Origin of the sequence: Streptomyces sp. NBC_01363 (assembly GCF_026340595.1) — a bacterium.
Taxonomy (GTDB): domain Bacteria; phylum Actinomycetota; class Actinomycetes; order Streptomycetales; family Streptomycetaceae; genus Streptomyces.
Genome location: NZ_JAPEPF010000002.1, coordinates 700375 through 723298, shown reverse-complemented (window position 1 = coordinate 723298; position 22924 = coordinate 700375). Strand labels below are relative to the sequence as shown.

The window sequence follows — 22924 nt, the reverse complement described above, 5'->3', positions numbered from 1 at the left end:
CGAAGGAGGCACTCGATCCGGCGGCGCCACGGCATCGCACGGGGACTGGCTACATGAGGTGACCAACGGTCACTTTCTGTTGCAGAATAGGTCACCGTGTCATACCGGCGATCAAGGGCTCACGCCCGACACGCCGGGCAACACGGCAATGTTGTGGCAGGCTGCACCCGGGCAGGCCACACTCGACTAGCGGAAGCAGCGACGCACGTGACGTCGGCAGGCACCACCCGGGAGGTCCCCATGCCCGAACTGCGTGTCGTGGCCGTCTCCAACGACGGCACACGACTGGTGCTCAAGGCTGCGGACAGCACGGAGTACACGCTTCCCATCGACGAGCGGCTGCGAGCCGCCGTGCGTAACGACCGCGCGCGGCTCGGCCAGATCGAGATCGAGGTGGAGAGCCACCTCCGCCCCCGCGACATCCAGGCGCGGATACGAGCCGGTGCCTCCGCGGAGGAGGTCGCCCAGTTCGCCGGGATCCCCGTCGACCGTGTCCGCCGCTTCGAGGGCCCCGTGCTCGCGGAGCGCGCCTTCATGGCCGAGCGGGCCCGGAAGACTCCCGTGCGCCGTCCCGGCGAGAACACCGGCCCCCAGCTCGGCGAGGCGGTGCAGGAGCGGCTGCTGCTGCGCGGCGCCGACAAGGAGACCGTCCAGTGGGATTCCTGGCGCCGGGACGACGGCACCTGGGAGGTCCTGCTGGTCTACCGCGTCGCGGGCGAGCCGCACTCGGCGAGCTGGACGTACGACCCGCCGCGCCGGCTGGTCCAGGCCGTGGACGACGAGGCGCGTTCGCTGATCGGCGAGACCGACGATGTCGCCGCGCCGGAGCCGAGCTTCCCGTTCGTGCCCCGGATCGCCCGGCTGCCGCGCGACCGGCCGCTGGACCGCGCCCTGGACCGCCAGATGGAGCGGCCCACGGCCCCGCCGCCCCCGCCCGAGCCCGAGGAGCACATCGCGTCCGTCTCGGCCGGTGAGCGCGACTCGCTGACCAGCCTGCTGGAGGCGGTGCCGAGTTTCCGCGGCGACATGGTGGTGCCGGAGCGGCCGGCTCCGCCCGAGCCGCCCGCGATCGAGCCCGCCGCGCAGGAGCCGGGGGCCGACGAACCGCCGGCCGCGGCAGCCTCCGCGGGCGCCGGTTCCGCCTATGCGGATGTGCTGATGCCGCGGGCGGTGGCCGGTCATCGCGACCGGCTGACCGGTACGACGGACCGCCAGGCCGAGGCGGACGGCGTCCGGCCGGGCCGCCGGGCCGCCGTACCGACCTGGGACGAGATCGTCTTCGGCACACGCCGCAAGAAACAGGACTGAGCGGGGTGACCACGGCATGACGAGGGCCCGTACGCCACTGCGTGCGGGCCCTCGTGCCGTGCGCGTCCGCCGCGCCTCGCGCTTACGGGGCCGGGGGCCGCGATGCCGGTCGGTGCGGTCGGCGCGCGTTCCGTTACTGGGGCTCGGGCCCCGTGGCGACCGGGCGGGACTCGTCGCCGGACCACTCGGACCAGGAGCCCGCGTACAGCGCCGCGGGGATGCCGGCGACGGCCAGGGCCAGCACCTCATGGGCGCCGGAGACCCCGGAGCCGCAGTAGACGCCGATCTCAGCCGCCCGGTCGGCGCCGAGCCCCCTGAAGCGCTCCGCCAGCACCTCCGCGGCCAGGAACCGGCCGTCGTCACCCGTGTTCCCGGAGGTCGGGGCCGAGACGGCGCCCGGGATGTGGCCGCCCACCCGGTCGATCGGCTCCACATCGCCCCGGTAGCGCTCGGCGGCACGGGCATCGAGCAGCAGACCCGAGCGGGCCAGCGCCGCCGCCCCGTCCGCGTCCAGCAGAGCCAGCGCACCGGGAACGGGCCGGAAGTCGCCCTCGGCCGGGGCCGGGGCCTCCTTCTGGAGTTCACCCCGCCAGGCGGCGAGACCGCCGTCCAGGACCCGGACGTCCGGGTGCCCCGTCCAGCGCAGCAGCCACCAGGCGCGCGCGGCCGCCCAGCCCAGGCCACCGTCGTACACGACCACCGGGGTTTCCCGGGAGACGCCGGCCCGGCGCATCACCGCCCCGAACACCTCCGGATCGGGCAGTGGGTGACGGCCGCCGCTGCCTGCCGGACCTGCGAGTTCCGCGTCCAGATCGACAAATACCGCACCAGGAATGTGCCCGGTCTCGTAGTCGGGTCGCCCGTGCGGGCCACCCAGTTGCCAACGTACGTCGAGGAGCACCGGCGGACGTGGCCCCGCCGACTCGCTCGCGTATTCGGATGCGGTGATGATGGGCTTCATGGGTGCCATCCTCGCGCAGGAGCCACCCCACCCGTAACACCGTCGCAACGGACATACCACACTAAACCGGTCTCCCATGGTCGAGATCCCGGAAAGTGCGGCGCGGCCGGAGCACTTCGTGCGCCGGGTGGTGCAAACATCTGCACGGGGCGTACACATCCCGTACCGCATGGCGGCACGCCGGCCCCGTTCCCCCCGTACGGCCACCCCGATGGTCCGAGGAGAGAGTGACGATGACCGAGGCTGCCGCCCCGCGTACGCCCGGAACACCTTGCTGGGTGAGTCTGATCGTGCACGGCCTGAGCGCGACCCAGGACTTCTACGCCGACCTGTTCGGCTGGGAATTCGTGCCGGGTCCGGACCAGCTGGGTCCGTACGTCCGGGCGCTGATCGACGGGAAAGTGGTGGCGGGCATCGGACAGCTGCCGCCCGACCGGCACCTGCCGGTCGCCTGGACGACCTATCTGGCCACCGACGACGCGGATCTCACGGCGGAGACCATCCGGTCCTGCGGCGGCACGGTCGCCGTGGGGCCGCTCGACGCGGGCGAGGCGGGCCGGCTCGCCCTCGCCTCCGACCCCAGCGGTGCGGTCTTCGGGGTCTGGCAGGCCGCCGCGCATGTCGGCACGGCGCTCGCCGGGGCTCCCGGCACACCGGTCTGGAACGAGCTGGTGACCCGCGAGACCGCGACGGTCTGCAAGTTCTACCAGACGGTTTTCGGCTACGAGGCGGAGGCTGTCGTCTCGGCCGACTTCGACTACCAGACCCTGCATCTGGCGGGCCGCCCGGTGGCCTCGCTGCACGGCGTCGGCCACGCCCTGCCGCGCGACCGCGGTCCGCACTGGATGACGTACTTCGAGGTCGCCGACACCGACGAGGCGGCCCGGCGTGTGGTGGAGCTCGGCGGTTACGTCCTGCAGCCGCCCCGGGAGGGGTCGAGCGGCCGGGTGGCGACCGTGGCGGACCCGGAGGGCGCGGTGTTCACGATCGTCCGGTCGGACCCTCGCTGAGCGGCCCGGCAGCGGGGAACGTCAGCGTGCCCGGACCCGTTCGACATGCCGATGGGCGGGGCCGGCCAGCCGGGCATGCATCTCGTCGAAGAGCTCGGAGGCGTGCGTCCCGCTCCATTCGCCGGGCAGCAGCTCACGCGCGACACCGGGATCGAGGTAGACGAGCCGGCGCCAGTCGGTGAGGACCCCGATGTACGCCGTGAACGCCTGGCGGTCCGTCACCGCGGTGCCGTTCGCGATCCGCTCGGCCGCCGGACGGTGCGCGGCGAGGAATTCGACGTACAGCCGCTGGAGCCGGGCGGTGTCCCACCAGGAGCGGACCTTCGCGGCGAGTTCGTCTCCGTCGCCCCCGTCGGCCGACAGGTAGTCGGCCCGGAAGAGGTCGGCATACGAGCGCTGCACGGCGTCGGCCACGCCCTGCCGCGCGACCGCGGTCCGCACTGGATGACGTACTTCGAGGTCGCCGACACCGACGAGGCGGCCCGGCGTGTGGTGGAGCTCGGCGGTTACATCCTGCAGCCGCCCCGGGAGGGGTCGAGCGGCCGGGTGGCGACCGTGGCGGACCCGGAGGGCGCGGTGTTCACGATCGTCCGGTCGGACCCTCGCTGAGCGGCCCGGCAGCGGGGAACGTCAGCGTGCCCGGACCCGTTCGACATGCCGATGGGCGGGGCCGGCCAGCCGGGCATGCATCTCGTCGAAGAGCTCGGAGGCGTGCGTCCCGCTCCATTCGCCGGGCAGCAGCTCACGCGCGACACCGGGATCGAGGTAGACGAGCCGGCGCCAGTCGGTGAGGACCCCGATGTACGCCGTGAACGCCTGGCGGTCCGTCACCGCGGTGCCGTTCGCGATCCGCTCGGCCACCGGACGGTGCGCGGCGAGGAATTCGACGTACAGCCGCTGGAGCCGGGCGGTGTCCCACCAGGAGCGGACCTTCGCGGCGAGTTCGTCTCCGTCGCCCCCGCCGGCCGACAGGTAGTCGGCCCGGAAGAGGTCGGCGTACGAGCGCAGTCCGTGCCTGGCCAGCATGGACTCCGCCTCGTCGTGCACATGTCCCGGAGCGATCCACACGCCGGCCGACACGGAACCGAAGCCGAGCCGGGTGAGCTGGGTGCGCAGGGTGTGCCGCTTGGCGCGTTCGGACTCGGGCACCGAGAAGACGACCAGCACCCAGCCCTCGTCCACGGTGGCCCGCCGGGCTGCGAAGATGCGCGGATCGCCGTCGCGCAGTATCCGCTCGGTCTCGGGTGAGATCCGGTATCCGGCCGCTCCGGACACCGACTGGGCCTCCAGCAGTCCGGCCCGCTTCAGCCGGGACACGCAGGAGCGTACGGTCGGTGCCTCGACGTCGAGGTCGGCGAGCAGCTGGATCAGTGAGGCCACCGACATCCAGCCGTCGGTGTCGCGTGCGTACAGCCCGTAGACGGTCACGATCAGCTGTCTGGGCTGCACCTTGCCCAGCGGGCCCGGTCCGGACCCGGTCTCTTCCCCGCTCACCGTGTTCACAGCGTCATCCTAAGTGGTCAGCTCCGGAAGTCCGTCGGGGGTTGATCAGGCTGCCAGCGCGACGGAGGATTCTTCTTGTCGGTCGGCGGGTGTGTGTCGGTCGAGCCGGGCCAGCAGATTGTCCAGGTCGGAGGTGGTGAACTTCCACTGGAATGGCTGTGCCGTGGCGTTGTAGCGGCCTTCGAACGCTCGGAGCCGGTTCCGGACCTGGGTCAGGTCCGTGAAGTCGTTGGGTGAGACGACCTTGCGTTGGACGATGGAGAAGAAGATCTCGATCTGGTTCGTCCAGGAGGCGTGTACGGGGGTGTGGATCATGACCGCGTTCGGAAAAGCTGTGGTCAGACGGTCAATGGCCTTCTGCCCCCGGTGGGAGGAGCCGTTGTCGACGATCCAGAAGACGCGTCTGGCGCTGGCGTAGGGCTCCGTGGTCATGACCTGGGTGACCAGGTTCATGAAGGGCACGATGCCGGTCTTCGGCTCGCAGCGGCCGAACACCTGGGCGCGGTGGACGTCGTAGGCGGCGAGGTAGGCCAGCGCTCCGCCGCGGCCGTACTCGTGGTTGACGCGCATCGCCCGGGCCTGGCTGGGGGCCAGGGTCGGATGGCAGCGGCAGCGGGCCTGGATGGAGGTCTTCTCGTCGCTGGAGACGACGTACTGGTCCTCGCCCAGCGGGAAGCCCTCGAACGTGCGGGCGTACAGGTCCAGGACGCGCTGGGCCTTGGCGCGGAAGTCCGGGTCGCGGATGAAGATCCAGGACCGGTACTGCCAGGGCTTGAGCGCGTCTTCGCGCAGCCAGCGGCGCACCGTGGACGCGGAGACGGTGTCGGTGATCCCGCTTGTGGTCAGCTCGGCGGCCAGCTCCGGGCAGGACCACTGCGACAGCGGCACGCCGGTCTCGGCGGGTAACTGGCAGGCCAGCGCCTTGGCCTCGGCGACCTGTACGGGGGTGAAGTGGGCGGGGCGCCCGGAGCGCTTGCGGTCGGCCAGGGCCGGCAGCCCGCCGTGGGCGAACCGGCCGCGCCAGACACGAACCGTGTCCAGGTGCAGGCCCGTCTCGTGGGCGATACGCGCGTTGGAGCGCCCCCGTGCCGCCAGTAGTACGATCGATGCCCGCTGCCTGGCCTGATATTCGGTCTTGCGACCGTAGGCCATCGTTTTCAACCGGCGGCGCTCGGAGACGGTCAAGGTAAGAGCCACGGCTCGGGCCACAGGCATGGAGGACAACGGCCAATCTCGGAAAGATCATTCAGGACGGTCAAGCACCCTGCGCCGCATGCCGTCCGCGACGCGCTCAAGGGCACCTGATCAGGGAGGTCCGGCAGTCAGCCGAGGAAGTCGACGTGGTCGATCAGGCCGTCGCGGACCCGGTAGGCGACCAGCACGCGGAGGGGGTCGTCCGTGATGCCGTGGGCGATCTCGTGGTCCACCACCCAGTCGCCCTCGGTGAGTCGGCCGACGATCTCGGCCCGGCAGCGGCCCTTGGCGAACATGTCGGCGTACGCCTCCCGCACGGCGTCGCGCCCGAGCAGGCGGTCGCCGCTGCGGCGGTTGATGCAGACGTCGGGGGCGTACGTCGCCGCGAAGGCTTCGAGGTCATGGCTGTTGTAGGCGGCGAGCTGGCGTTCGACGATGGTCTCTGGGGTGGTCACCAGTTGATCATGCAGAGTGTTCCCTCGCTCGTCCAGGGAAGACCGGGACTACCTGCCGATCGGCACATTCACACCTCGCACGACCTCCCGTTCGGCATCTGCCTGCAGTCACCCCCACCCCAGGCCAGCCGACCGCCCACCGTCAGCTTCGACGGTTCCCCCGAGCACGCACTGGACTGCATGTGCGGTCTGCACCTCGTCCCCACCGCCCACTCGACCTGACCGCATGTCAACCCCCGAAGGACTTCCAAAGCCGACCACTAAGCAGCCTCGCGGGGGCGCCGACGGGGCGGGTTCAGACGGAGGTGACGGGCAGCACGTCCGGCGACAGCGCGCCCGCACGGGCGCTCGCACTGGTCGTCCTGCGCTGGTGGTGGCGCCGGCACAGCACCTCGTAACCGACCTCGCCCGCCTGCTGGTTGACGTCTCCCACGACCACCTGGGCACCCTCGACGACCATCTCGCCGCCGACCGTCCGGGCGTTGTGCGTGGCCCGTGCGCCGCACCAGCAGAGCGCTTCGACCTGGAGCGTCTCGACCCGGTCGGCGAGCTCGATCAGCCGCTGGGAACCGGGGAACAGCTTGGTCCGGAAGTCGGTGGTGATGCCGAACGCGAAGACGTCCATGTCGAGGTCGTCGACGATGCGTGCGAGCTGGTCGATCTGGACGGGTGCCAGGAACTGCGCCTCGTCCACGATCACGTAGTCCGCCCGGCCGCCCCGGCTTATCCGGTCGACGAGATGGGCGTACAGATCCATGCCCTCATCGGCCTCGACGGCCTCGGTGACCAGTCCCAGACGCGAGGAGAGCTTGCCCTCCCCCGCCCGGTCGTCACGGGTGAAGATCACGCCTTGCAGGCCTCGTGCCGAACGGTTGTGGCCGATCTGCAGCGCCAGCGTGCTCTTTCCGCAGTCCATCGTTCCGGAGAAGAACACAAGCTCGGGCATGAGGAACTGAGCACCTTTCGGGCGGGGAAGCGACTGTTGGCGGAAAACCGCGGTTACGAGCGTACTTCGAGGAGCGGGACGAGCTGCTCGACGGGGGTCATCGAGCCGTGCATGCCGACCATCGCGGACTCGTGCGGCTCATTGAGGGAGGCGGTGATCACCACGTCGTCGTGGGCCGCCGCGACGACGTCGCCGATCCTGCCGCGCACCCGTTCGTCGATCTTCGGGCCGAACCAGCCGGCCGCGATCGCCTCGTCCCTGCTCGCCACCCAGAACTGCTCGCCGAGCACTTCCTGCCAGACGGTCAGCACGTCGTTCTCGGCTCCCGGGACGGCGTACACATGGCGGGCCCGGCCCTCGCCGCCGAGCAGGGCGACGCCCGCGCGCAGCTCCCAGTCCTCGTCGAAGTCGATCCGGGACTGCTCGTCGAACGGGATGTCGATCATGCCGTGGTCGGCGGTGATGTACAGCGCCGAGCGGGGCGGGAGCTGTTCGGCCAGGCGCCGTGCCAGTCCGTCCACGTACATCAGCTGTCCGCGCCAGGCGTCGGAGTCCACACCGAAGCGATGCCCCTTGCCGTCGACCTCGCTGTAGTACGTGTAGACGAGCGACCGGTCGCCCGCGGCGAGCCGTTCGGCGGCGGTGTCCATCCGTTCCTCGCCGGACAGCCGGCCCAGGAACGAGCCGCCGCTGAGCGCGACCTTGGTGAGCGGAGTCTGCTCGAAGGCGGGGGCGGAGACCTGGGCGGTACGCACGCCCGCCGCGTCGGCGAGCTTGAAGACGGTGGGGTACGGCTGCCAGACCTTCGGGGAGGTCCAGGGCTTCCAGCGGAGCTGGTTCATCAGCTCGCCGGTCTCCGGATTGCGTGCCATGTAGCCGGGCAGGCCGTGCTCCCCGGGCGGAAGCCCCGTCCCCACGGAGGCCAGCGAGGTGGCCGTGGTGGCCGGGAAGCCCGCCGTTATCGGACGGCCGGTGCCGCCGCGCGAGGTGGGGAGCAGGGAGTGCAGAAACGGTGCCTCGTCGGGGTGGGCCTTGATCTGCTCCCAGCCGAGGCCGTCGATCAGGAACACGCAGTTCCGGTCGGCGGGGGTGAGTTCGGGGATCGCCGCGGCGAAGCCCGGCACGCCCTGTCCGGCGACGAGCGTGGGCAGCAGGTCGGCGAGCGATCCGCTGCCGTACTCCGGGACCGGGGCGCTCCCGACGGCGAGCAGATCGGGCTCCTGCCAGGCCGGCTGAACCATCAGCGGCCGGTCGCCGCGGTCGCGGCCGTGGCCTCGGAGAGCGCCTGGGCGAAGGCGAGGGTCTGGCGCACGGTGTCCGGGCCGTCGCCGGCCTCGCTGACCCGCAGGCTCAGGTCGTCGGCGGTGGAGTTTCCGGTGTAGCCGTGATCGGCCTCGCAGTTGGGGTCGCCGCAGGCGGCCGGCTCCAGGTCGATCCGGGAGACCGCGCCCCAGCCGATGGTGAGGACGACCTCGCGGGGCAGCGTGCCCGGCACGTACTTCTCGGGATTGGCCACGACACGGCTGACCACCACCGACGAGATCCGGTCGAGCTTGACGGACTCCGTGGAGGTGGTGGCGTACGGGGTCGGGGAGCTGGTGTCGGCGTTCTGCTCGTCGGTGTGACTGACGATGAAACGGTTGTCCGTCAGGACCAGGACCGTGACGTGGCGGCGCACCTCGTTGGAGTCGAACGTGGTCTCCTGGTGCACCAGGTACGAAGCGACCGGCTCACCGCCCACGGCGGCCTCCACCGCCTCGGCCACGAGGGCCGGGTAGTAGCCACTGCGCTCGATCGCCGCGCGCAGCCCCTGGGTCGTCGTACCGGTCTTAGCCATGAGGACCATCCTACGGGGGGCGGATGACTGCCGGGGACGTTGCGCGGCAGGGCGGACCGGGACCCTCGGGCAGGACGGCGTCCGGGCCGGGGCGGACACCGTCGGGGTCAGTAGTTGGGGAGGCGGCGGGGGCCGAGATCGGTGCGGGCCGGGGGCGGCGAGAGGCGGACGCTCGCGCCGAGGACGGTCAGCCCCTGGGTGGCGACCACGACCGGTTCCAGGGCGATGGAAACCACCTCGGGGTGGTCGTCGACCAGCCGGGAGACCCGTAGCAGCAGCTCTTCGAGCGACGCGGTGTCCACGGGCGCCGCGCCGCGCCAGCCGAACAGCACCGGGGCCGCCCGGATGGACCGGATCAGCTCGGCGGCGTCGCGGTCGGTGGCCGGAACGAGGCGGTGGGCGGTGTCGCCGAGGAGTTCGGAGGGCGCGCCCGCGAGCCCGAAGGAGAGGACGGCGCCCGCCGCCGGGTCGATCGAGGCCCGTACGACGGTGTCGACGCCGCGCGGCGCCATGGCCTGGACGACGGGCTGGAGTTCGGCGGGCTTGCCGAGCAGGTCGGTCAGCTCGCCGTACGCCCGGCGCAGCGCGGTCTCATTGGCGAGGTCCAGCCGGACTCCGCCGAGATCGGCCCGGTGGCGCAGATGCGGCGCGGTGGTCTTGAGCGCCACGGGGTAGCCGAGCGACTGCGCCGCGGCGACGGCGGCGTCCGGGTCGGGCGCCGGGAACGTCGGCCGTACGGTGATGCCGTAGCGGCACAGGAGTTCGCGGGCCTCCTCGTGTGCGAGCGGCCGGCCCCGCGGGTCGGGGTCGGGGCCGAGAAGGGTGTCGATGAGCTCGGCGGCGCCCGGCTCGTCGATGGTGTCGTCGAGGAACTCGGGCACCTTGCCGGGCACGGCGGCCTGGCGTCGCCACTGCGCGTACCGCACCGCCTCGGCCAGGGCCCGCACCGCCCGTTCGGCCGCGGGATAGGCGGGGATCCGGCCGTTGCGGGTGCCCGGGGCGCCGTCGCCCGCGAGGGGGGCTGCGGATGCCGAGGAGGCGGGCGCCGGGCCGGGGTCGGCCGGATTGGCGGCTCCGGTGCGTGTGGGGGGCGCGGCCGGGGCCGAGGAGGGCTGCGCAGAGGGGCGCGGCTGCGCGACCGTGCTGGTGGCCGCGGCGAGGGCCTCCGCCAGCCCGCCGATCTCGACATGCACGACGGCCACCGGCTTGGCCGGACCTGCGGCGGCGGCCGTGTGGAGCGCCGCCGCGAGCACCTCTCCGTCGCCCGCTTCCGCCTCGCCGTCCTCGCCCACCCACGGGATCGCCGTCACGACAACCGAGTCGCAGCCGTCGTCGGCGAGGGCCGCGGCCAGGGCGTTCCTGAAGTCCTGCGGGGTGGCGGCGGTGGTGAGGTCGAGGGGCGGGCGCGGGCGCAGCCCCTCGGCGAGGCAGGCGTCGTACGTGAGGAGGCCGAGCGATTCGGAGTTGCCGAGGATCGCGACCCTGGGGCCGGCCGGCAGCGGCTGATCTGCGAGGAGGAGACCCGCGTCGACCATCTCCGTCACCGTGTCGACCCGGATCACGCCCGCCTGCCGCATGAGCGCCGAGACCGTCGCGTCCGGGATCCGGCTGATCGGCACCGCGTGGCCGGGCGGAGTGGAGCCGCTGTGCCGGGCGCCCTTCACCACGACCACCGGCTTCACCGCCGCGGTGCGCCGCGCGAGGCGGGTGAACTTGCGGGGGTTGCCGAGCGATTCGAGGTACAGCAGGGCGACATCGGTGTCGGGGTCCTCGTACCAGTACTGGAGGAAGTCGTTGCCCGAGATGTCGGCGCGGTTGCCCGCGGAGATGAAGGTGGACAGGCCCGCACCGCGCCGGTAGAGCCCGGAGAGCAGCGCGATGCCGATCGCTCCGGACTGGGTGAAGAGGCCGATGCGCCCGGGGGCGGGCGGCTCGGGGGCGAGCGAGGCGTTCAGCCGAACCGTTTCTGCGTTGTTGATGAGGCCGAAGGCGTTCGGGCCGATGATCCGCATTCCGTACGAGCGGGCCTGACGGACCAGTTCACGCTGCCGTTCCCGGCCCTCGGCGCCCCATTCGGCGTATCCGGCGGAGAGGACGACCAGACCCTGGACGCCGTGCTCGCCGCAGTCCGCGACGGCTTCCGGAACCCGGTCGGCGGGGACGGCGACGACCGCGAGGTCGACCGGTTCGCCGATCTCGCCGATCGAGCGGTGGGCGGGGACGCCGTCGACCGTGGTCCGGTCGGCGGCGAAGGCGCGGTTCACGGCGTACGCACGTCCGGTGAAGCCGGCCCCGAGGAGGTTGCGCAGGACCGTGCGGCCGACGCCGCCGGGGGTCCGGCCGACACCGATGACGGCGACGGAGCCGGGGGCCAGCAGACGTTGTACGGACCGCGCCTCCGCCCGCTGCTCACGGCCGCGCTGGACGGCAAGGGACTCGGCGGTCGGTTCGAGGTCCAGGGTGAGATGGACGGAGCCGTCCTCGAAGCTGCGCTGCTGGGTGTATCCGGCATCCCGGAACACCTTGATCATCTTGTTGTTGGCGGGCAGCACCTCGGCGGCGAAGCGGCGGATGCCGCGCTCGCGGGCGACGGCCGCGATGTGTTCGAGGAGCGCCGAGGCGACGCCCCGGCCCTGGTGCGCGTCCTGGACGAGGAAGGCGACCTCGGCCTCGTCGGCGGGTGCGGAGGCGGGCCTGCCGCGCTCGTCGATCCGGTCGTAGCGGACGGTCGCGATGAACTCGCCGCCGACCGTGACGGCGAGACCCACCCGGTCGACGTAGTCGTGATGGGTGAAGCGGTGCACATCCCGGTCGGACAGCCGGGGGTACGGGGCGAAGAACCGGTAGTACTTCGACTCGTCGGAGACCTGCTCGTAGAAGCTGACCAGCCGTTCGGCGTCGTCCGTGGTGATGGGCCTGATGCGCGCGGTGCCTCCGTCGCGGAGCACCACGTCCGCTTCCCAGTGGTCGGGATAGGCGTGATGCGGACTCTGCTCCGGCGCGGGCTGCATGGGCAAAGACTACGGCTCCGCCAGCGGTCGCGTAGGTCTCGGGGCCGGGGCAGTCTGAGAGGGCCGATCGGCGGTTCACCAGGCGCTGCGGGCGTTCCCCGGGTCGGCCGGAGCACTGCGCACCGCGTGAGAGACTGGTCTAGACAACTGTTGATTCGTGAAGGGCAGAACCATGGCTGAGCGCCGCGTCAACGTCGGTTGGGTCGAGGGCCTGCACGCCCGCCCCGCTTCCATCTTCGTCCGTGCCGCCACGGCTTCCGGCGTCCCCGTGACGATCTCCAGGGCCGACGGCAACCCGGTGAACGCCGCCTCCATGCTCGCGGTCCTCGGCCTCGGCGCGCAGGGTGGCGAGGAGATCGTGCTCGCCTCCGAGGCCGACGACTCCGAAGCCGCCCTGGACCGTCTCGCGAAGCTGGTCGCCGAGGGGCTCGAGGAGCTCCCGGAGACCGTCTGAAACAATTTCCCGAGAGAGCCGCGGCACCCTGAACCGGAGCCGCGGCTCTTTCTTTTTCACGGAACGGACCGCCCGGAGGAGCACACGAAATTCCGGCACGCCAATTTCAGGCAGGCCGGAATGTCCCCGCGAAATCGCTCCTCTTTGTATACGGCGTAATTATTAATGCCGGACGCCTGCGGTGTTTACGGAATGTTGCGAGGTCCTCACGCGCCCGGCGCCGGGAGCGGCGGGCCGCCGGTCCGGCCGGTCGGTCCGGCGCAGCCGGTGCGCGGCGGCGGCCCGTTCCGCGTGATGGGCGGCCAGCGCCCTGGCCCGTTCCGCGTCGCCGCGCGCCACCGCGTCCACGATGGCACCGTGCTCGGCCCAGAAATCCACCGGCCCGGCCGGCTGCTCGACCGCGTACATCCAGGCGATCTTGTGTCGCAGCTGGGTGAGCAACGCGATCAGGCCGGGGCTGCCGGAGGCCTGCGCCAGCGTCTCGTGGAACCAGCCGCCCAGCGAGCGCAGATCCCCGCTCTCGCCCCGCCTGGCCCGGTCCTGACCGAGCCGCACGAGACCGCGCAGCACCTTGAGGTGCGCCTCGGTGCGGCGTTGCGCGGCGCGTGCGGCACCCAGCGGCTCCAGCAGCATCCGGACCTCCAACAGGTCGGCCGCCTCCAGCTCGGTGGGCTCGGCGACACAGGCACCCGCGTGCCGGCGGGTGACCACGAAGCCCTCGGACTCCAGGGTGCGCAGCGCTTCCCGTACCGGAACGCGGGAGACCCCGTAACGGCGTGCCAGCAACTCCTCCGTGAGACGGCTGCCGCGTTCGAAGACACCGGAGACGATGTCGTCACGGATTGCCGTACATACCGAATGCGCCGGAATGCGCATGCCCGAACCTCCGCCTTAATCCCCGCGAAACGCGGCCGACCGACGCCTGTTCTGCGACTCTATTGCAATGCGGCCACATTTCCGACGCCGGGCAGAAATTCATGAATATCTTTTGGCCACGGAGCGGTTCGACGGGCGGTCGGCGTCCGCGGGCACACGGCCGGCATGCCGAAGGCCCCGGCATGCTGCCGGGGCCTTCGACGAGGTGCTGCGGTGGGGCGTCGGTCAGACGCTGACGCCGTGGGCGCGCAGATACGCGACCGGGTCCATGTCGGAGCCGTACGACGGCGTCGTCCGGGCCTCGAAGTGGAGGTGCGGCCCGGTGGAGTTGCCGGTCGAGCCGGAGAGGCCGATCTGCTGGCCCGCGCCGACGCCCTGGCCGACGGAGACGCCGATCGAGGAGAGGTGTCCGTACTGCGTGTACGTGCCGTCCGTCATCCGGAGCACGATGTTGTTGCCGTACGCGCCGCCCCAGCCGGCCTCGACGACCGTACCGGCGCCGACGGCGACGACGGAGCTGCCGGACGCGGCGTGGAAGTCGATGCCCGAGTGGCTGCCGGAGGACCAGAGCGAGCCGCTGGACTTGTAACCGGTGGTGACGTACGAACCGGCGACCGGGAGCTGGAAGGAGCCCAGCCGGGTGCGCTCGGCGGACCGGGCGGCACGCGCTTTCTCGGCACGGGCCTCGGCGGCGCGCTTCGCGTCGGCCTCGGCCTTGGCCTTCGCCTCGGCCTTCTTCTTGGCCTCGGCCTTCCGCTGGGCCTCCGCCTTCGCCTTCGCCGCGACGTCGGCCTGGTGCTGCTGCGCGTCGGCCTGGGCGTCGATCCGGTCGGCGAGGGTCTTGTCGATGGCGATGACCTGGTTGAGGCCGGTGTCGCTGGCGGAGAGGGCCTCGGAGTCGGCGGCGAGGGCCGGAGCGGCCATGCCGCCGATGACGCCGGTGGTGGCCAGAGCCGCGACGCCGACGACATTCGCGCTCCTGCGCGTCAGTCGGCTCGGGGCACGGTGCTTCCCGGTGGCACGGGTGAACGCCATGAAGTGGCTGATCCTTTCCTTCCTTCTCGCCTACCGGGTTAGCTGACGGGTTCGGAGCAGGAAGGTCTCCTACGGACGCCCCGGCCCCATCGAGGCTCAGGCATCCGATTCACCCCAGGGACTACATGGGTCCCCGGCTCCCCGGGCTCGCGCCTGACGGGGACTCGGCGATGACTGTCCGGTACGTCGCGGATGCGGCATACGAGTGACGGGCAGTCGAGCCGACGCTAAGCGGGGTCGCTTTCATTCACCAAACGGACAGGACGTTTTGTAGCGCATCCCACAGGGCGGACAGGCAACCTCCCCATCAGAACGGACAAAAGGGAAGGCTCCGGCGAGATATCGCTCGCCGAGTCCTTCCCTTGTCTCGATATGTGGCGATATACCGGATATCCGGACTGGCTGTCCGACAGGACGGCCACGGCTGGGCGGCCGACCAGGCGGACGGCCACGGCGGGGCGGTCGGTCCGGCGGGCGGTCGTCAGCCGGTGACCACCGACACTTCTCCGATGCCCAGAGCCCGGACGGGCTCCTCGATCCGTGCCGCGTCGCCGACGAGGATCGTGACCAGCCGGTCACCCGGGAAGGCGTTGACGACCGCCGCGGTCGCCTCGACCGTGCCGGTCTCCGCGAGCCGGGCGTACAGGTGCGCCTGATAGTCGTCGGGGAGGTGCTGCTCCACCTGGTCGGCGAGGGTGCCCGCGACGGAGGCCGCCGTCTCGAACTTCAGGGGTGCGACACCAACGAGGTTCTGCACGGCCGTCTCGCGCTCCTCGTCGGTCAGGCCCTCGGCCGCCAGCGTCCGCAGGACCGTCCACAGGTCCTTGAGCGCCGGTTCGGTGGACTCCGTGTCCACGGAGCCGCTGATGGCCAGCATCGCGGCGCCGGTCGCGCCCGAGGCGGAGTCCGGGGCCGACGACCGCAGCACCTGGGCGAAGGCCCGGACGCCGTACGTGTAGCCCTTCTCCTCGCGCAGCACACGGTCGAGACGGGAAGTGAGCGTGCCACCCAGGCAGTACGTGCCGAGCACCTGGGCCGGCCACACGCTGTCATGCCGGTCGGCGCCGATCCGGCCGATCAGCAGCTGCGTCTGCACCGCGCCCGGACGGTCGACGATCACCACCCGCCCGGTGTCGTCGGCGGTGATCGGCGGGGCGGGACGGGGCTCGGCGGCCTCTCCCGACCAGTCGCCGAGGGTGTCGGCGAGCAGGGCGTCCAGGTCGATGCCGGTGAGGTCTCCCACGACCACGGCGGTCGCCGCGGACGGCCGGACGTGGGCGTCGAAGAAGGCACGCACGGCCGCCGAGTCGATCCGCTCCACCGTCTCCTCGGTGCCCTGGCGCGGGCGCGACATGCGCGCCGCGGCCGGGAAGAGCTCCTTGGAGAGCTGCTTGGCGGCGCGCCGGGCCGGGTTGGCCTGCTCGTGCGGGATCTCGTCGAGCCGGTTGCGCACCAGCCGCTCGATCTCGCTGTCGGCGAAGGCGGGCGCCCGCAGCGCCTCGGCGACCAGCGCGAGCGCCTTGGCCAGCCGGGAGGCCGGGACCTCCAGGGAGACCCGGAGTCCGGGGTGGTCGGCGTGCGCGTCGAGGGTGGCGCCGCAGCGCTCCAGCTCGGCGGCGAACTCCTCCGCGGTGTGCTTGTCCGTGCCCTCCGACAGCGCCCGCGACATGATCGTGGCCACACCGTCGAGGCCCTCGGGCTCGGCGTCCAGCGGGGCGTCGATGAAGATCTCGACCGCCACGACCTGCTGACCGGGGCGGTGGCAGCGCAGGACCGTGAGGCCGTTGGGCAGGGCGCCGCGCTCCGGCGCGGGGAAAGCCCAGGGGCGGGCGACGCCGGGGGCCGGCTGCGGGTGGTACTGCATCGAAACTCCAGTCGCGGCAGCGTCGGTCACTTGTCCGCTCCTTCGTGCGCGTCGGTGTCGTCGGCGTCGGTCTCGTCGGTGTCCGCTGCGTCCGCGGGCTCGGTCGATTCGACCGGCTCGTAGACCAGCACCGCGCGGTTGTCGGGGCGCAGCTGGGCCTTGGCGGCCGCCTGGACCTCCTCCGCGGTGATGTCGAGCACCCGCTGCACGGCGGTCAGGGCGAGCTGCGGGTCGCCGAACAGCACGGCGAACCGGCACAGTTCGTCGGCGCGGCCGGCGACCGTGCCGAGCCGGTCCAGCCACTCGCGCTCCAACTGGGCCTGCGCGCGCTCCATTTCCTCGGCCGTGGGGCCCTCGGCGGCGAACCGGGCGAGCTCCTCGTCGACCGCGGTCTCGATCTGCGGCACCTCGACGCCGCCGGACGTCTTGACGTCCAGCCAGCCGAGCGACGGCGCACCGGCCAGCCGCAGCAGCCCGAACCCGGCCGCCACGGCCGTACGGTCACGGCGGACCAGGCGGTTGTGCAGCCGCGACGACTCGCCGCCGCCGAGCACGGTCAACGCGAGGTCCGCAGCGTCGCACTCGCGGGTGCCGTCGTGCGGCAGCCGGTAGGCGGCCATCAGCGCCCGCGCCGGAACCTCCTCGTGCACTTCCTCGCGCAGCTGCTCGCCGATGATCTCGGGGAGCGCGCCGTCGCGCGGCGGCTGCTTGCCGTCGTGGGACGGGATGGAGCCGAAGTACTTCTCGATCCAGGCGAGGGTCTGCTCGGGGTCGATGTCGCCGACGACCGAGAGCACCGCGTTGTTGGGCGCGTAGTACGTACGGAAGAAGGTGCGGGCGTCCTCGAGGGTCGCGGCGTCCAGGTCGGCCATCGAGCCGATCGGGGTGTGGTGGTACGGGTGGCCCTCGGGGTAGGCCAGCGCCGTGAGCTTCTCGAACGCCGTGCCGTACGGGACGTTGTCGTAGCGCTGGCGGCGCTCGTTCTTGACGACGTCGCGCTGGTTCTCCATGGACTCTTCGTCGAGCGCGGCGAGCAGCGAGCCCATGCGGTCGGCCTCGAGCCACAGGGCCAGCTCAAGCTGGTGCGTGGGCATGGTCTCGAAGTAGTTGGTGCGCTCGAAGCTGGTGGTGCCGTTGAGCGAACCGCCGGCCCCCTGCACCAGCTCGAAGTGGCCGTTCCCCTTGACCTGGCCGGATCCCTGGAACATCAGGTGCTCGAAGAGGTGAGCCAGACCGGTGCGCCCCTCGACCTCGTGGCGCGAACCGACGTCGTACCAGAGGCAGACCGCGGCGACCGGGGTCAGATGGTCCTCGGAGAGCACCACGCGCAGGCCGTTGGCCAGGCGGTGCTCGGTCGCTGTCAAGCCGCCGGAGCCGGCCTGAGCGGTGGCCGTGTGACCCATGGGCATGTACGTCCCTTCGATCGCGATACTGGATTTCCTGCGAGACCTGCCACTTTAAGCAAGCGCACGGACACCTGGCGAAGTTCCCATACCGCGGAAGTTCGCGTGAAAGAGGGGCGCATCCCCCGCGCGACGGGTCGAAAAACCGACCCGACCGGGGCCTGGAACGCCTCTTGGGACGGGTCGAGGTCGGCGATGTCAGTGCGGCGGTCCACAATGGTCCGCGTCAGAACCTGAGGTTGCCCGAACAGAATCCGTGAAGGAGTCGCAGCAGCGATGGCCCGCCGCAGCACGAAGACCCCGCCGCCGGACGACTTCGAGGAGAAGATCCTCGACATCGACGTCGTCGACGAAATGCAGGGCTCCTTCCTCGAGTACGCGTACTCGGTGATCTACTCACGGGCCCTGCCCGACGCCCGTGACGGCATGAAGCCGGTGCACCGCCGCATCGTCTACCAGATGAACGAGATGGGCCTGCGCCCCGATCGCGGCTTCGTGAAGTGTGCCCGCGTCGTCGGCGAGGTCATGGGTAAGTTGCACCCGCACGGGGACGCGTCGATCTACGACGCGCTGGTCCGTCTGGCGCAGCCGTTCTCGATGCGGCTCCCCCTGGTCGACGGCCACGGCAACTTCGGCTCGCTCGGAAACGACGACCCGCCGGCCGCCATGCGGTACACCGAGTGCCGGATGGCCGACGCGACGTCACTGATGACGGAGTCGATCGACGAGGACACCGTCGCTTTCCAGTCGAATTACGACGGCCAGGAGACGGAGCCGACCGTACTCCCCGCCGCGTACCCGAACCTCCTGGTCAACGGGTCGTCCGGGATCGCGGTCGGCATGGCGACCAACATGCCGCCGCACAACCTGGGCGAGGTCATCGCCGCCGCCCGCCATCTGATCAAGCATCCGGGCGCCGACCTGGAGACCCTGATGCGGTTCGTGCCGGGTCCCGATCTGCCCACCGGTGGCCGGATCGTGGGCCTGGGCGGCATCAAGGACGCGTACGCCCGCGGGCGCGGCACGTTCAAGATCCGTGCGACCGTCTCGGTGGAGAATGTGACGGCCCGCCGCAAGGGCCTGGTCGTCACAGAACTGCCCTTCTCCGTCGGCCCGGAGAAGGTGATCGCCAAGATCAAGGATCTGGTCTCGGCGAAGAAGCTCCAGGGCATCGCGGACGTGAAGGACCTGACCGACCGCGAGCACGGCCTGCGCCTGGTCATCGAGGTGAAGAACGGCTTCGTGCCGGAAGCCGTTCTGGAGCAGCTCTACAAACTGACGCCGATGGAGGAGTCCTTCGGCATCAACAATGTGGCGCTGGTCGACGGACAGCCGCTCACGCTGGGGCTCAAGGAGCTCCTGGAGGTCTATCTCGACCACCGCTTCGACGTGGTGCGCCGGCGCAGCGAGTTCCGCCGCGGCAAGCGCCGCGACCGGCTGCACCTGGTCGAGGGCCTGCTCGTCGCGCTGATCGACATCGACGAGGTCATCCGGATCATCCGGTCCAGTGACAATTCGGCGCAGGCGAAGGAGCGGCTCATCGAGCACTTCTCGCTGAGCGAGACCCAGACCCAGTACATCCTCGACACCCCGCTGCGTCGGCTGACCCGGTTTGACCGGATCGAGCTGGAGAGCGAGCGGGACCGGCTCAACAGCGAGATCGACGAGCTGACCGCCATCCTCGAATCGGACACCGAGCTGCGCAGGCTCGTCTCCACCGAACTGGCCGCGGTCGCCAAGAAGTTCGGCACCGACCGGCGTACGGTGCTGCTGGAGTCGGCCGGTTCGCAGGTCGCCTCGGTGCCGCTGGAGGTCGCGGACGACCCGTGCCGGGTGTTGCTGTCCTCGACCGGTCTGCTGGCCCGTACCGCCAACGACGAGCCGATCGTTCTCGCCGAGGACGCCAAGCGTTCCAAGCACGATGTGATCGTGTCGGCCGTGCCGGCGACGGCCCGTGGCGACGTGGGCGTGGTAACGTCGACCGGCCGGCTGCTGCGGCTCTCGGTGATCGATCTGCCCCAGCTGCCGGACACCCACGCGGCGCCCAGTCTTTCGGGCGGGGCGATGGTCGCCGAGTTCCTCACCCTGGAGAACGACGAGTCCGTCATCTGCCTCACCACGCTCGACGAGGCCTCCCCCGGCCTGGCGATCGGCACGCTTCAGGGAATCGTCAAGCGGGTGGTGCCGGACTACCCGGCCAACAAGGACGAGCTGGAGGTCATCGCCCTCAAGGACGGTGACCGGATCGTCGGCGCCGCCGAGCTGCGGACCGGCGAGGAGGATCTGGTCTTCATCACGTCCGACGCGCAGCTGCTGCGCTACCCGGCGGCGCAGGTGCGGCCGCAGGGCCGGCCCGCCGGTGGCATGGCAGGGGTCAAGCTCACGGCGGACGCCGAGGTGATCTCGTTCACCGCGGTGGATCCGGCGGTGGACGCGGTGGTGTTCACGGTCGCGGGCTCGCACGGCACGCTGGACGACTCGGTGCTGACGTGCAAGCTCACCCCGTTCGACCAGTACCCGCGCAAGGGCCGGGCCACCGGTGGTGTGCGTTGCCAGCGGTTCCTCAAGGGGGAGGACGTCCTGGTGTTCGGCTGGGCGGGCGAGACGCCTGCCCGCGCCGCGCAGCAGAACGGCACGCCGAGCGAGCTGCCCGAGCCCGACCCCCGGCGCGACGGTTCGGGGACGCCGCTGGCCAAGCCGGTCGCGGTGATCGCCGGCCCGGTGTAGCGGGCCGGCCGGACGACGCGTGGCGCAGCGCTACGCGTCGTCGCCGGGCCTCTGTACGTACCGCAGGACGCCCCACATGCTCCGTTCATGTGCGGCGTCCTGCGTCGCGTCCGGGCCCGGCGCGGCGCTCTCCCGGCAGTCGGCCAGCTCCTTGTGCAGGGCCTCCGGGGCGATGCCCGAGCCGATCAGCACCAGCTGGGTCCGGCGCGGTTCGTCGCGCTTCCAGGGCTGCGGGTCGAACCGCAGGAACCTGCCGGCCGCGTGCAGGGCGTACTTGTTCGCCCGGTCGCCCACGCCGAAGTCGACGAACCCCTTGATCCGGTAGAGGCCCTGCGGCCGGGAGTCGAGGAACTCCATCAGGCGGCGGGGGTTCATGGGGACATCCGCGGCGAAGGACACGCTGTCGTAGGCGGCGTGGAGGTGGTGCGCGTGCCCGGCGCCGTCCTCTTCCCCGTCCCGCTCCGCCAGGAGCAGATCCTCGAAGGTGAGCTGACGCACCTTCTCCTCGCTGTCCGGCCGCAGTGCCGGGTCGAAGAGCAGCTCGGGGTCGACACGTCCGTACGTGGCACAGATGACGGCTGCCGCGCCGCCGGCGGGTGCGCCTGCCGCGGCGACGGCGTCCCGGATGCGGGTCTGTTCCTCGCTCCGGACCCGGTCGGTCTTGTTCAGCACGACGAGGTCGGCGACGGCGAGGTGGCGGTCGATCTCCGGGTGACGCTCCCGGGTGGCGTCGAACTCGGCGGCGTCGACGACCTCCACCAGTCCCCCGTACACGATGTGCGGATTGTCGCTGGCCAGCAGCATGCGCACGAGTTCCTGCGGCTCGGCCAGTCCGCTGGCCTCGATGACGATCACGTCGAGACGGGCGGCGGGCCCGGTCAGCGTCTCCAGGAAGGTGTCGAGTTCGCTCGCATCGACCGCGCAGCACAGGCAGCCGTTGCCCAGCGAGACCGTGGAACCGACCTGTCCCGAGACCGTCATGGCGTCGATCTCGATGGCGCCGAAGTCGTTGACGATCACGCCGATCCGGTTCCCCGCACGGTTGCGGAGGAGGTGGTTGAGCAGCGTCGTCTTGCCCGATCCCAGGAACCCCGCAAGGACGATGACCGGGATCTGCTGCTTGCGGGGCGGGGACGACGGGTTCAACGGGGACCTCTCTCGGGGACCTCAGGGCATGGGGACCGGCTGCGGCGGGGGCGTCCCGACGTAACGGGCCGCCGGGCGGATGATCTTCGAGTCCTCCGCCTGCTCCAGGATATTGGCGCTCCAGCCGACTACCCTCGCCGCGCAGAAGGTCGGTGTGAACATCTCGCGCGGCAGCCCGCACAGCTCCATGACGACCCCGGCGTAGAACTCCACGTTGGTGTGCAGCTCCCGGCCCGGCTTGAGCTCGGCGAGGATCGCCTCGACCTGGCGCTCGACCTCGACGGCGAAGTCGACGAGCGGGCCGCCGAAACCCTGGGCGATGCCCCGCAGCATCCGTGAGCGGGGGTCCTCGGTGCGGTAGACGGGGTGTCCGAAGCCCATGATCCGTTCGCCGGCGAGCACTCGTTCGCGGATCCAGCCGTCGATGCGGTCGGGGGTGCCGATGGCGTCCAGGGTGTCGAGTGCCCGGCTGGGCGCTCCGCCGTGCAGCGGTCCGGAGAGCGCGCCGACGGCCGCCACCAGGCAGGCCGCCATGTCGGCGCCCGTGGAGGCGACGACGCGTGCGGTGAACGTCGAGGCGTTGAAGCCGTGGTCGATGGTGGAGATCAGGTACTGCTCCACGGCCCTGACCCGCGCGGCATCCGGTACGGAGCCGGTGAGCATGTAGAGGTAGTTGGCCGCATGGGGCAGGTCGTCGCGCGGCTCGACCGGTTCAAGCCCCTGACCGAGCCGGTGCAGGGCGGTGAGCACGGTGGGGACGGCGGCGCAGGCGGCCAGTGCGTCGGCGCGGCGCCGGTCGGCGTCGATGTCGTACACCGGCCGGAAGCCGGCGGAGGCGCCGAGGAGCGAGAGGGCGGTGCGCAGACCGGCCAGGGGCCCGGAGACGGCTCCCGCCCGCGCTATGGCGGGCAGCGCCTCGCGCACCTCGGCGGGCAGCCGGCGCAGGGAGGCGGTACGGGCGGCGAATTCGGCACGGGCCGCGGCGTCGGGCAGCGCGCCCTCGAACATCAGGTACCAGACGTCCTCGAAGCTGCGGGTCCGTGCCAGTTCGATCGCCGAGTACTGCCGGTAGTGGTAGAAGCCCTCGCGTCCTCGGACGTCCCCGAGGGCCGTGTCCGTGACGACGACGCCTGCGAGGCCTCGGGGTACATCGAGCGGGGTTCCGCTGGTCATGGTCGGCATCTCTTCCTCCGT

General features: G+C 71.4%; 19 protein-coding genes, 1 pseudogene and 1 riboswitch. Of the genes and pseudogenes, 5 read left to right on the top strand and 15 right to left on the bottom strand.

Annotated elements, in window-relative coordinates; all coding sequences use genetic code 11:
• The first annotated feature begins 240 nt into the window (after window positions 1-240).
• Entirely contained in the window at window positions 241-1308 is a 1068-nt protein-coding gene (sepH, locus tag OG611_RS31230; RefSeq protein ID WP_266427795.1) for a septation protein SepH, read from the top strand.
• 133 nt (window positions 1309-1441) lie between these two features.
• Here the strand turns inward: sepH and OG611_RS31225 are convergent, their stop codons facing one another.
• Window positions 1442-2269 carry a sulfurtransferase gene (locus tag OG611_RS31225; RefSeq protein WP_266427794.1) on the bottom strand — a complete coding sequence of 276 codons (828 nt, stop codon included), beginning with the start codon at window positions 2267-2269 and terminating at the stop codon, window positions 1442-1444.
• Window positions 2270-2502: 233 nt separating this feature from the next.
• On the opposite strand from OG611_RS31225, the gene OG611_RS31220 reads away from it, so the two are divergent.
• Window positions 2503-3279, top strand: coding sequence for a VOC family protein (locus OG611_RS31220; protein WP_266427792.1), 777 nt, complete (start codon window positions 2503-2505; stop codon window positions 3277-3279).
• A 21-nt stretch (window positions 3280-3300) separates the two neighbouring features.
• Here the strand turns inward: OG611_RS31220 and OG611_RS31215 are convergent, their stop codons facing one another.
• The gene (locus tag OG611_RS31215) at window positions 3301-3681 is read right to left on the bottom strand and encodes a PaaX family transcriptional regulator C-terminal domain-containing protein (protein WP_266427790.1); all 381 of its coding nucleotides are present in this window, start codon (window positions 3679-3681) and stop codon (window positions 3301-3303) included.
• Between OG611_RS31215 and OG611_RS31210 the strand changes: the two are divergent.
• Window positions 3673-3888, top strand: a pseudogene (locus OG611_RS31210) (VOC family protein); the annotation flags it as partial. The gene OG611_RS31215 and the pseudogene OG611_RS31210 overlap by 9 nt on opposite strands.
• 21 nt (window positions 3889-3909) lie before the next feature.
• Here the strand turns inward: OG611_RS31210 and OG611_RS31205 are convergent.
• The 7 genes from OG611_RS31205 to OG611_RS31175 all read right to left on the bottom strand — a co-directional run bounded on the left by OG611_RS31205 (window position 3910) and on the right by OG611_RS31175 (window position 12225).
• Window positions 3910-4782 carry a PaaX family transcriptional regulator C-terminal domain-containing protein gene (locus tag OG611_RS31205; protein WP_266427788.1) on the bottom strand — a complete coding sequence of 291 codons (873 nt, stop codon included), beginning with the start codon at window positions 4780-4782 and terminating at the stop codon, window positions 3910-3912.
• A gap of 45 nt (window positions 4783-4827) precedes the next feature.
• On the bottom strand, window positions 4828-5979 hold the full coding sequence (locus OG611_RS31200; RefSeq protein WP_266427785.1) for an IS630 family transposase: 1152 nt from the start codon (window positions 5977-5979) through the stop codon (window positions 4828-4830).
• A 125-nt stretch (window positions 5980-6104) separates the two neighbouring features.
• Window positions 6105-6431 (bottom strand): nuclear transport factor 2 family protein, encoded by a 327-nt coding sequence (locus OG611_RS31195; RefSeq protein WP_266424574.1) that lies wholly within the window; start codon window positions 6429-6431, stop codon window positions 6105-6107.
• 295 nt (window positions 6432-6726) lie between these two features.
• On the bottom strand, window positions 6727-7377 hold the full coding sequence (locus OG611_RS31190; RefSeq protein ID WP_266427783.1) for a thymidine kinase: 651 nt from the start codon (window positions 7375-7377) through the stop codon (window positions 6727-6729).
• A 53-nt stretch (window positions 7378-7430) separates the two neighbouring features.
• The gene (locus tag OG611_RS31185) at window positions 7431-8618 is read right to left on the bottom strand and encodes an alkaline phosphatase family protein (RefSeq protein WP_266427780.1); all 1188 of its coding nucleotides are present in this window, start codon (window positions 8616-8618) and stop codon (window positions 7431-7433) included.
• Complete coding sequence (locus tag OG611_RS31180) at window positions 8618-9214, bottom strand: DUF5998 family protein (protein WP_266427777.1); 597 nt, start codon at window positions 9212-9214, stop codon at window positions 8618-8620. The genes OG611_RS31185 and OG611_RS31180 overlap by 1 nt, the downstream gene beginning before the upstream one ends.
• A gap of 107 nt (window positions 9215-9321) precedes the next feature.
• Window positions 9322-12225 carry a bifunctional GNAT family N-acetyltransferase/acetate--CoA ligase family protein gene (locus tag OG611_RS31175; protein WP_266427774.1) on the bottom strand — a complete coding sequence of 968 codons (2904 nt, stop codon included), beginning with the start codon at window positions 12223-12225 and terminating at the stop codon, window positions 9322-9324.
• Window positions 12226-12397: 172 nt separating this feature from the next.
• Here OG611_RS31175 and OG611_RS31170 point away from each other — a divergent pair, with 172 nt between their 5' ends.
• Complete coding sequence (locus tag OG611_RS31170) at window positions 12398-12679, top strand: HPr family phosphocarrier protein (RefSeq protein WP_266427771.1); 282 nt, start codon at window positions 12398-12400, stop codon at window positions 12677-12679.
• A 162-nt stretch (window positions 12680-12841) separates the two neighbouring features.
• Here the strand turns inward: OG611_RS31170 and OG611_RS31165 are convergent, their stop codons facing one another.
• The 4 genes from OG611_RS31165 to OG611_RS31150 all read right to left on the bottom strand — a co-directional run bounded on the left by OG611_RS31165 (window position 12842) and on the right by OG611_RS31150 (window position 17863).
• On the bottom strand, window positions 12842-13555 hold the full coding sequence (locus OG611_RS31165) for a GntR family transcriptional regulator (protein ID WP_266427768.1): 714 nt from the start codon (window positions 13553-13555) through the stop codon (window positions 12842-12844).
• 225 nt (window positions 13556-13780) lie between these two features.
• The gene (locus tag OG611_RS31160) at window positions 13781-14590 is read right to left on the bottom strand and encodes a M23 family metallopeptidase (RefSeq protein ID WP_266427765.1); all 810 of its coding nucleotides are present in this window, start codon (window positions 14588-14590) and stop codon (window positions 13781-13783) included.
• A 12-nt stretch (window positions 14591-14602) separates the two neighbouring features.
• Window positions 14603-14770: riboswitch (cyclic di-AMP (ydaO/yuaA leader) on the bottom strand.
• 301 nt (window positions 14771-15071) lie between these two features.
• Window positions 15072-16454 (bottom strand): pitrilysin family protein, encoded by a 1383-nt coding sequence (locus OG611_RS31155; protein WP_266431336.1) that lies wholly within the window; start codon window positions 16452-16454, stop codon window positions 15072-15074.
• A gap of 26 nt (window positions 16455-16480) precedes the next feature.
• Window positions 16481-17863, bottom strand: coding sequence for a pitrilysin family protein (locus OG611_RS31150; RefSeq protein WP_266427763.1), 1383 nt, complete (start codon window positions 17861-17863; stop codon window positions 16481-16483).
• A gap of 270 nt (window positions 17864-18133) precedes the next feature.
• Between OG611_RS31150 and OG611_RS31145 the strand changes: the two genes are divergently transcribed.
• Entirely contained in the window at window positions 18134-20584 is a 2451-nt protein-coding gene (locus OG611_RS31145) for a DNA topoisomerase (ATP-hydrolyzing) subunit A (protein ID WP_266427761.1), read from the top strand.
• Window positions 20585-20614: 30 nt separating this feature from the next.
• Here the strand turns inward: OG611_RS31145 and OG611_RS31140 are convergent, their stop codons facing one another.
• Complete coding sequence (locus OG611_RS31140; RefSeq protein WP_266427758.1) at window positions 20615-21730, bottom strand: GTP-binding protein; 1116 nt, start codon at window positions 21728-21730, stop codon at window positions 20615-20617.
• Window positions 21731-21751: 21 nt separating this feature from the next.
• Entirely contained in the window at window positions 21752-22903 is a 1152-nt protein-coding gene (locus tag OG611_RS31135; RefSeq protein WP_266427756.1) for a citrate synthase/methylcitrate synthase, read from the bottom strand.
• Window positions 22904-22924 lie beyond the last annotated feature (21 nt).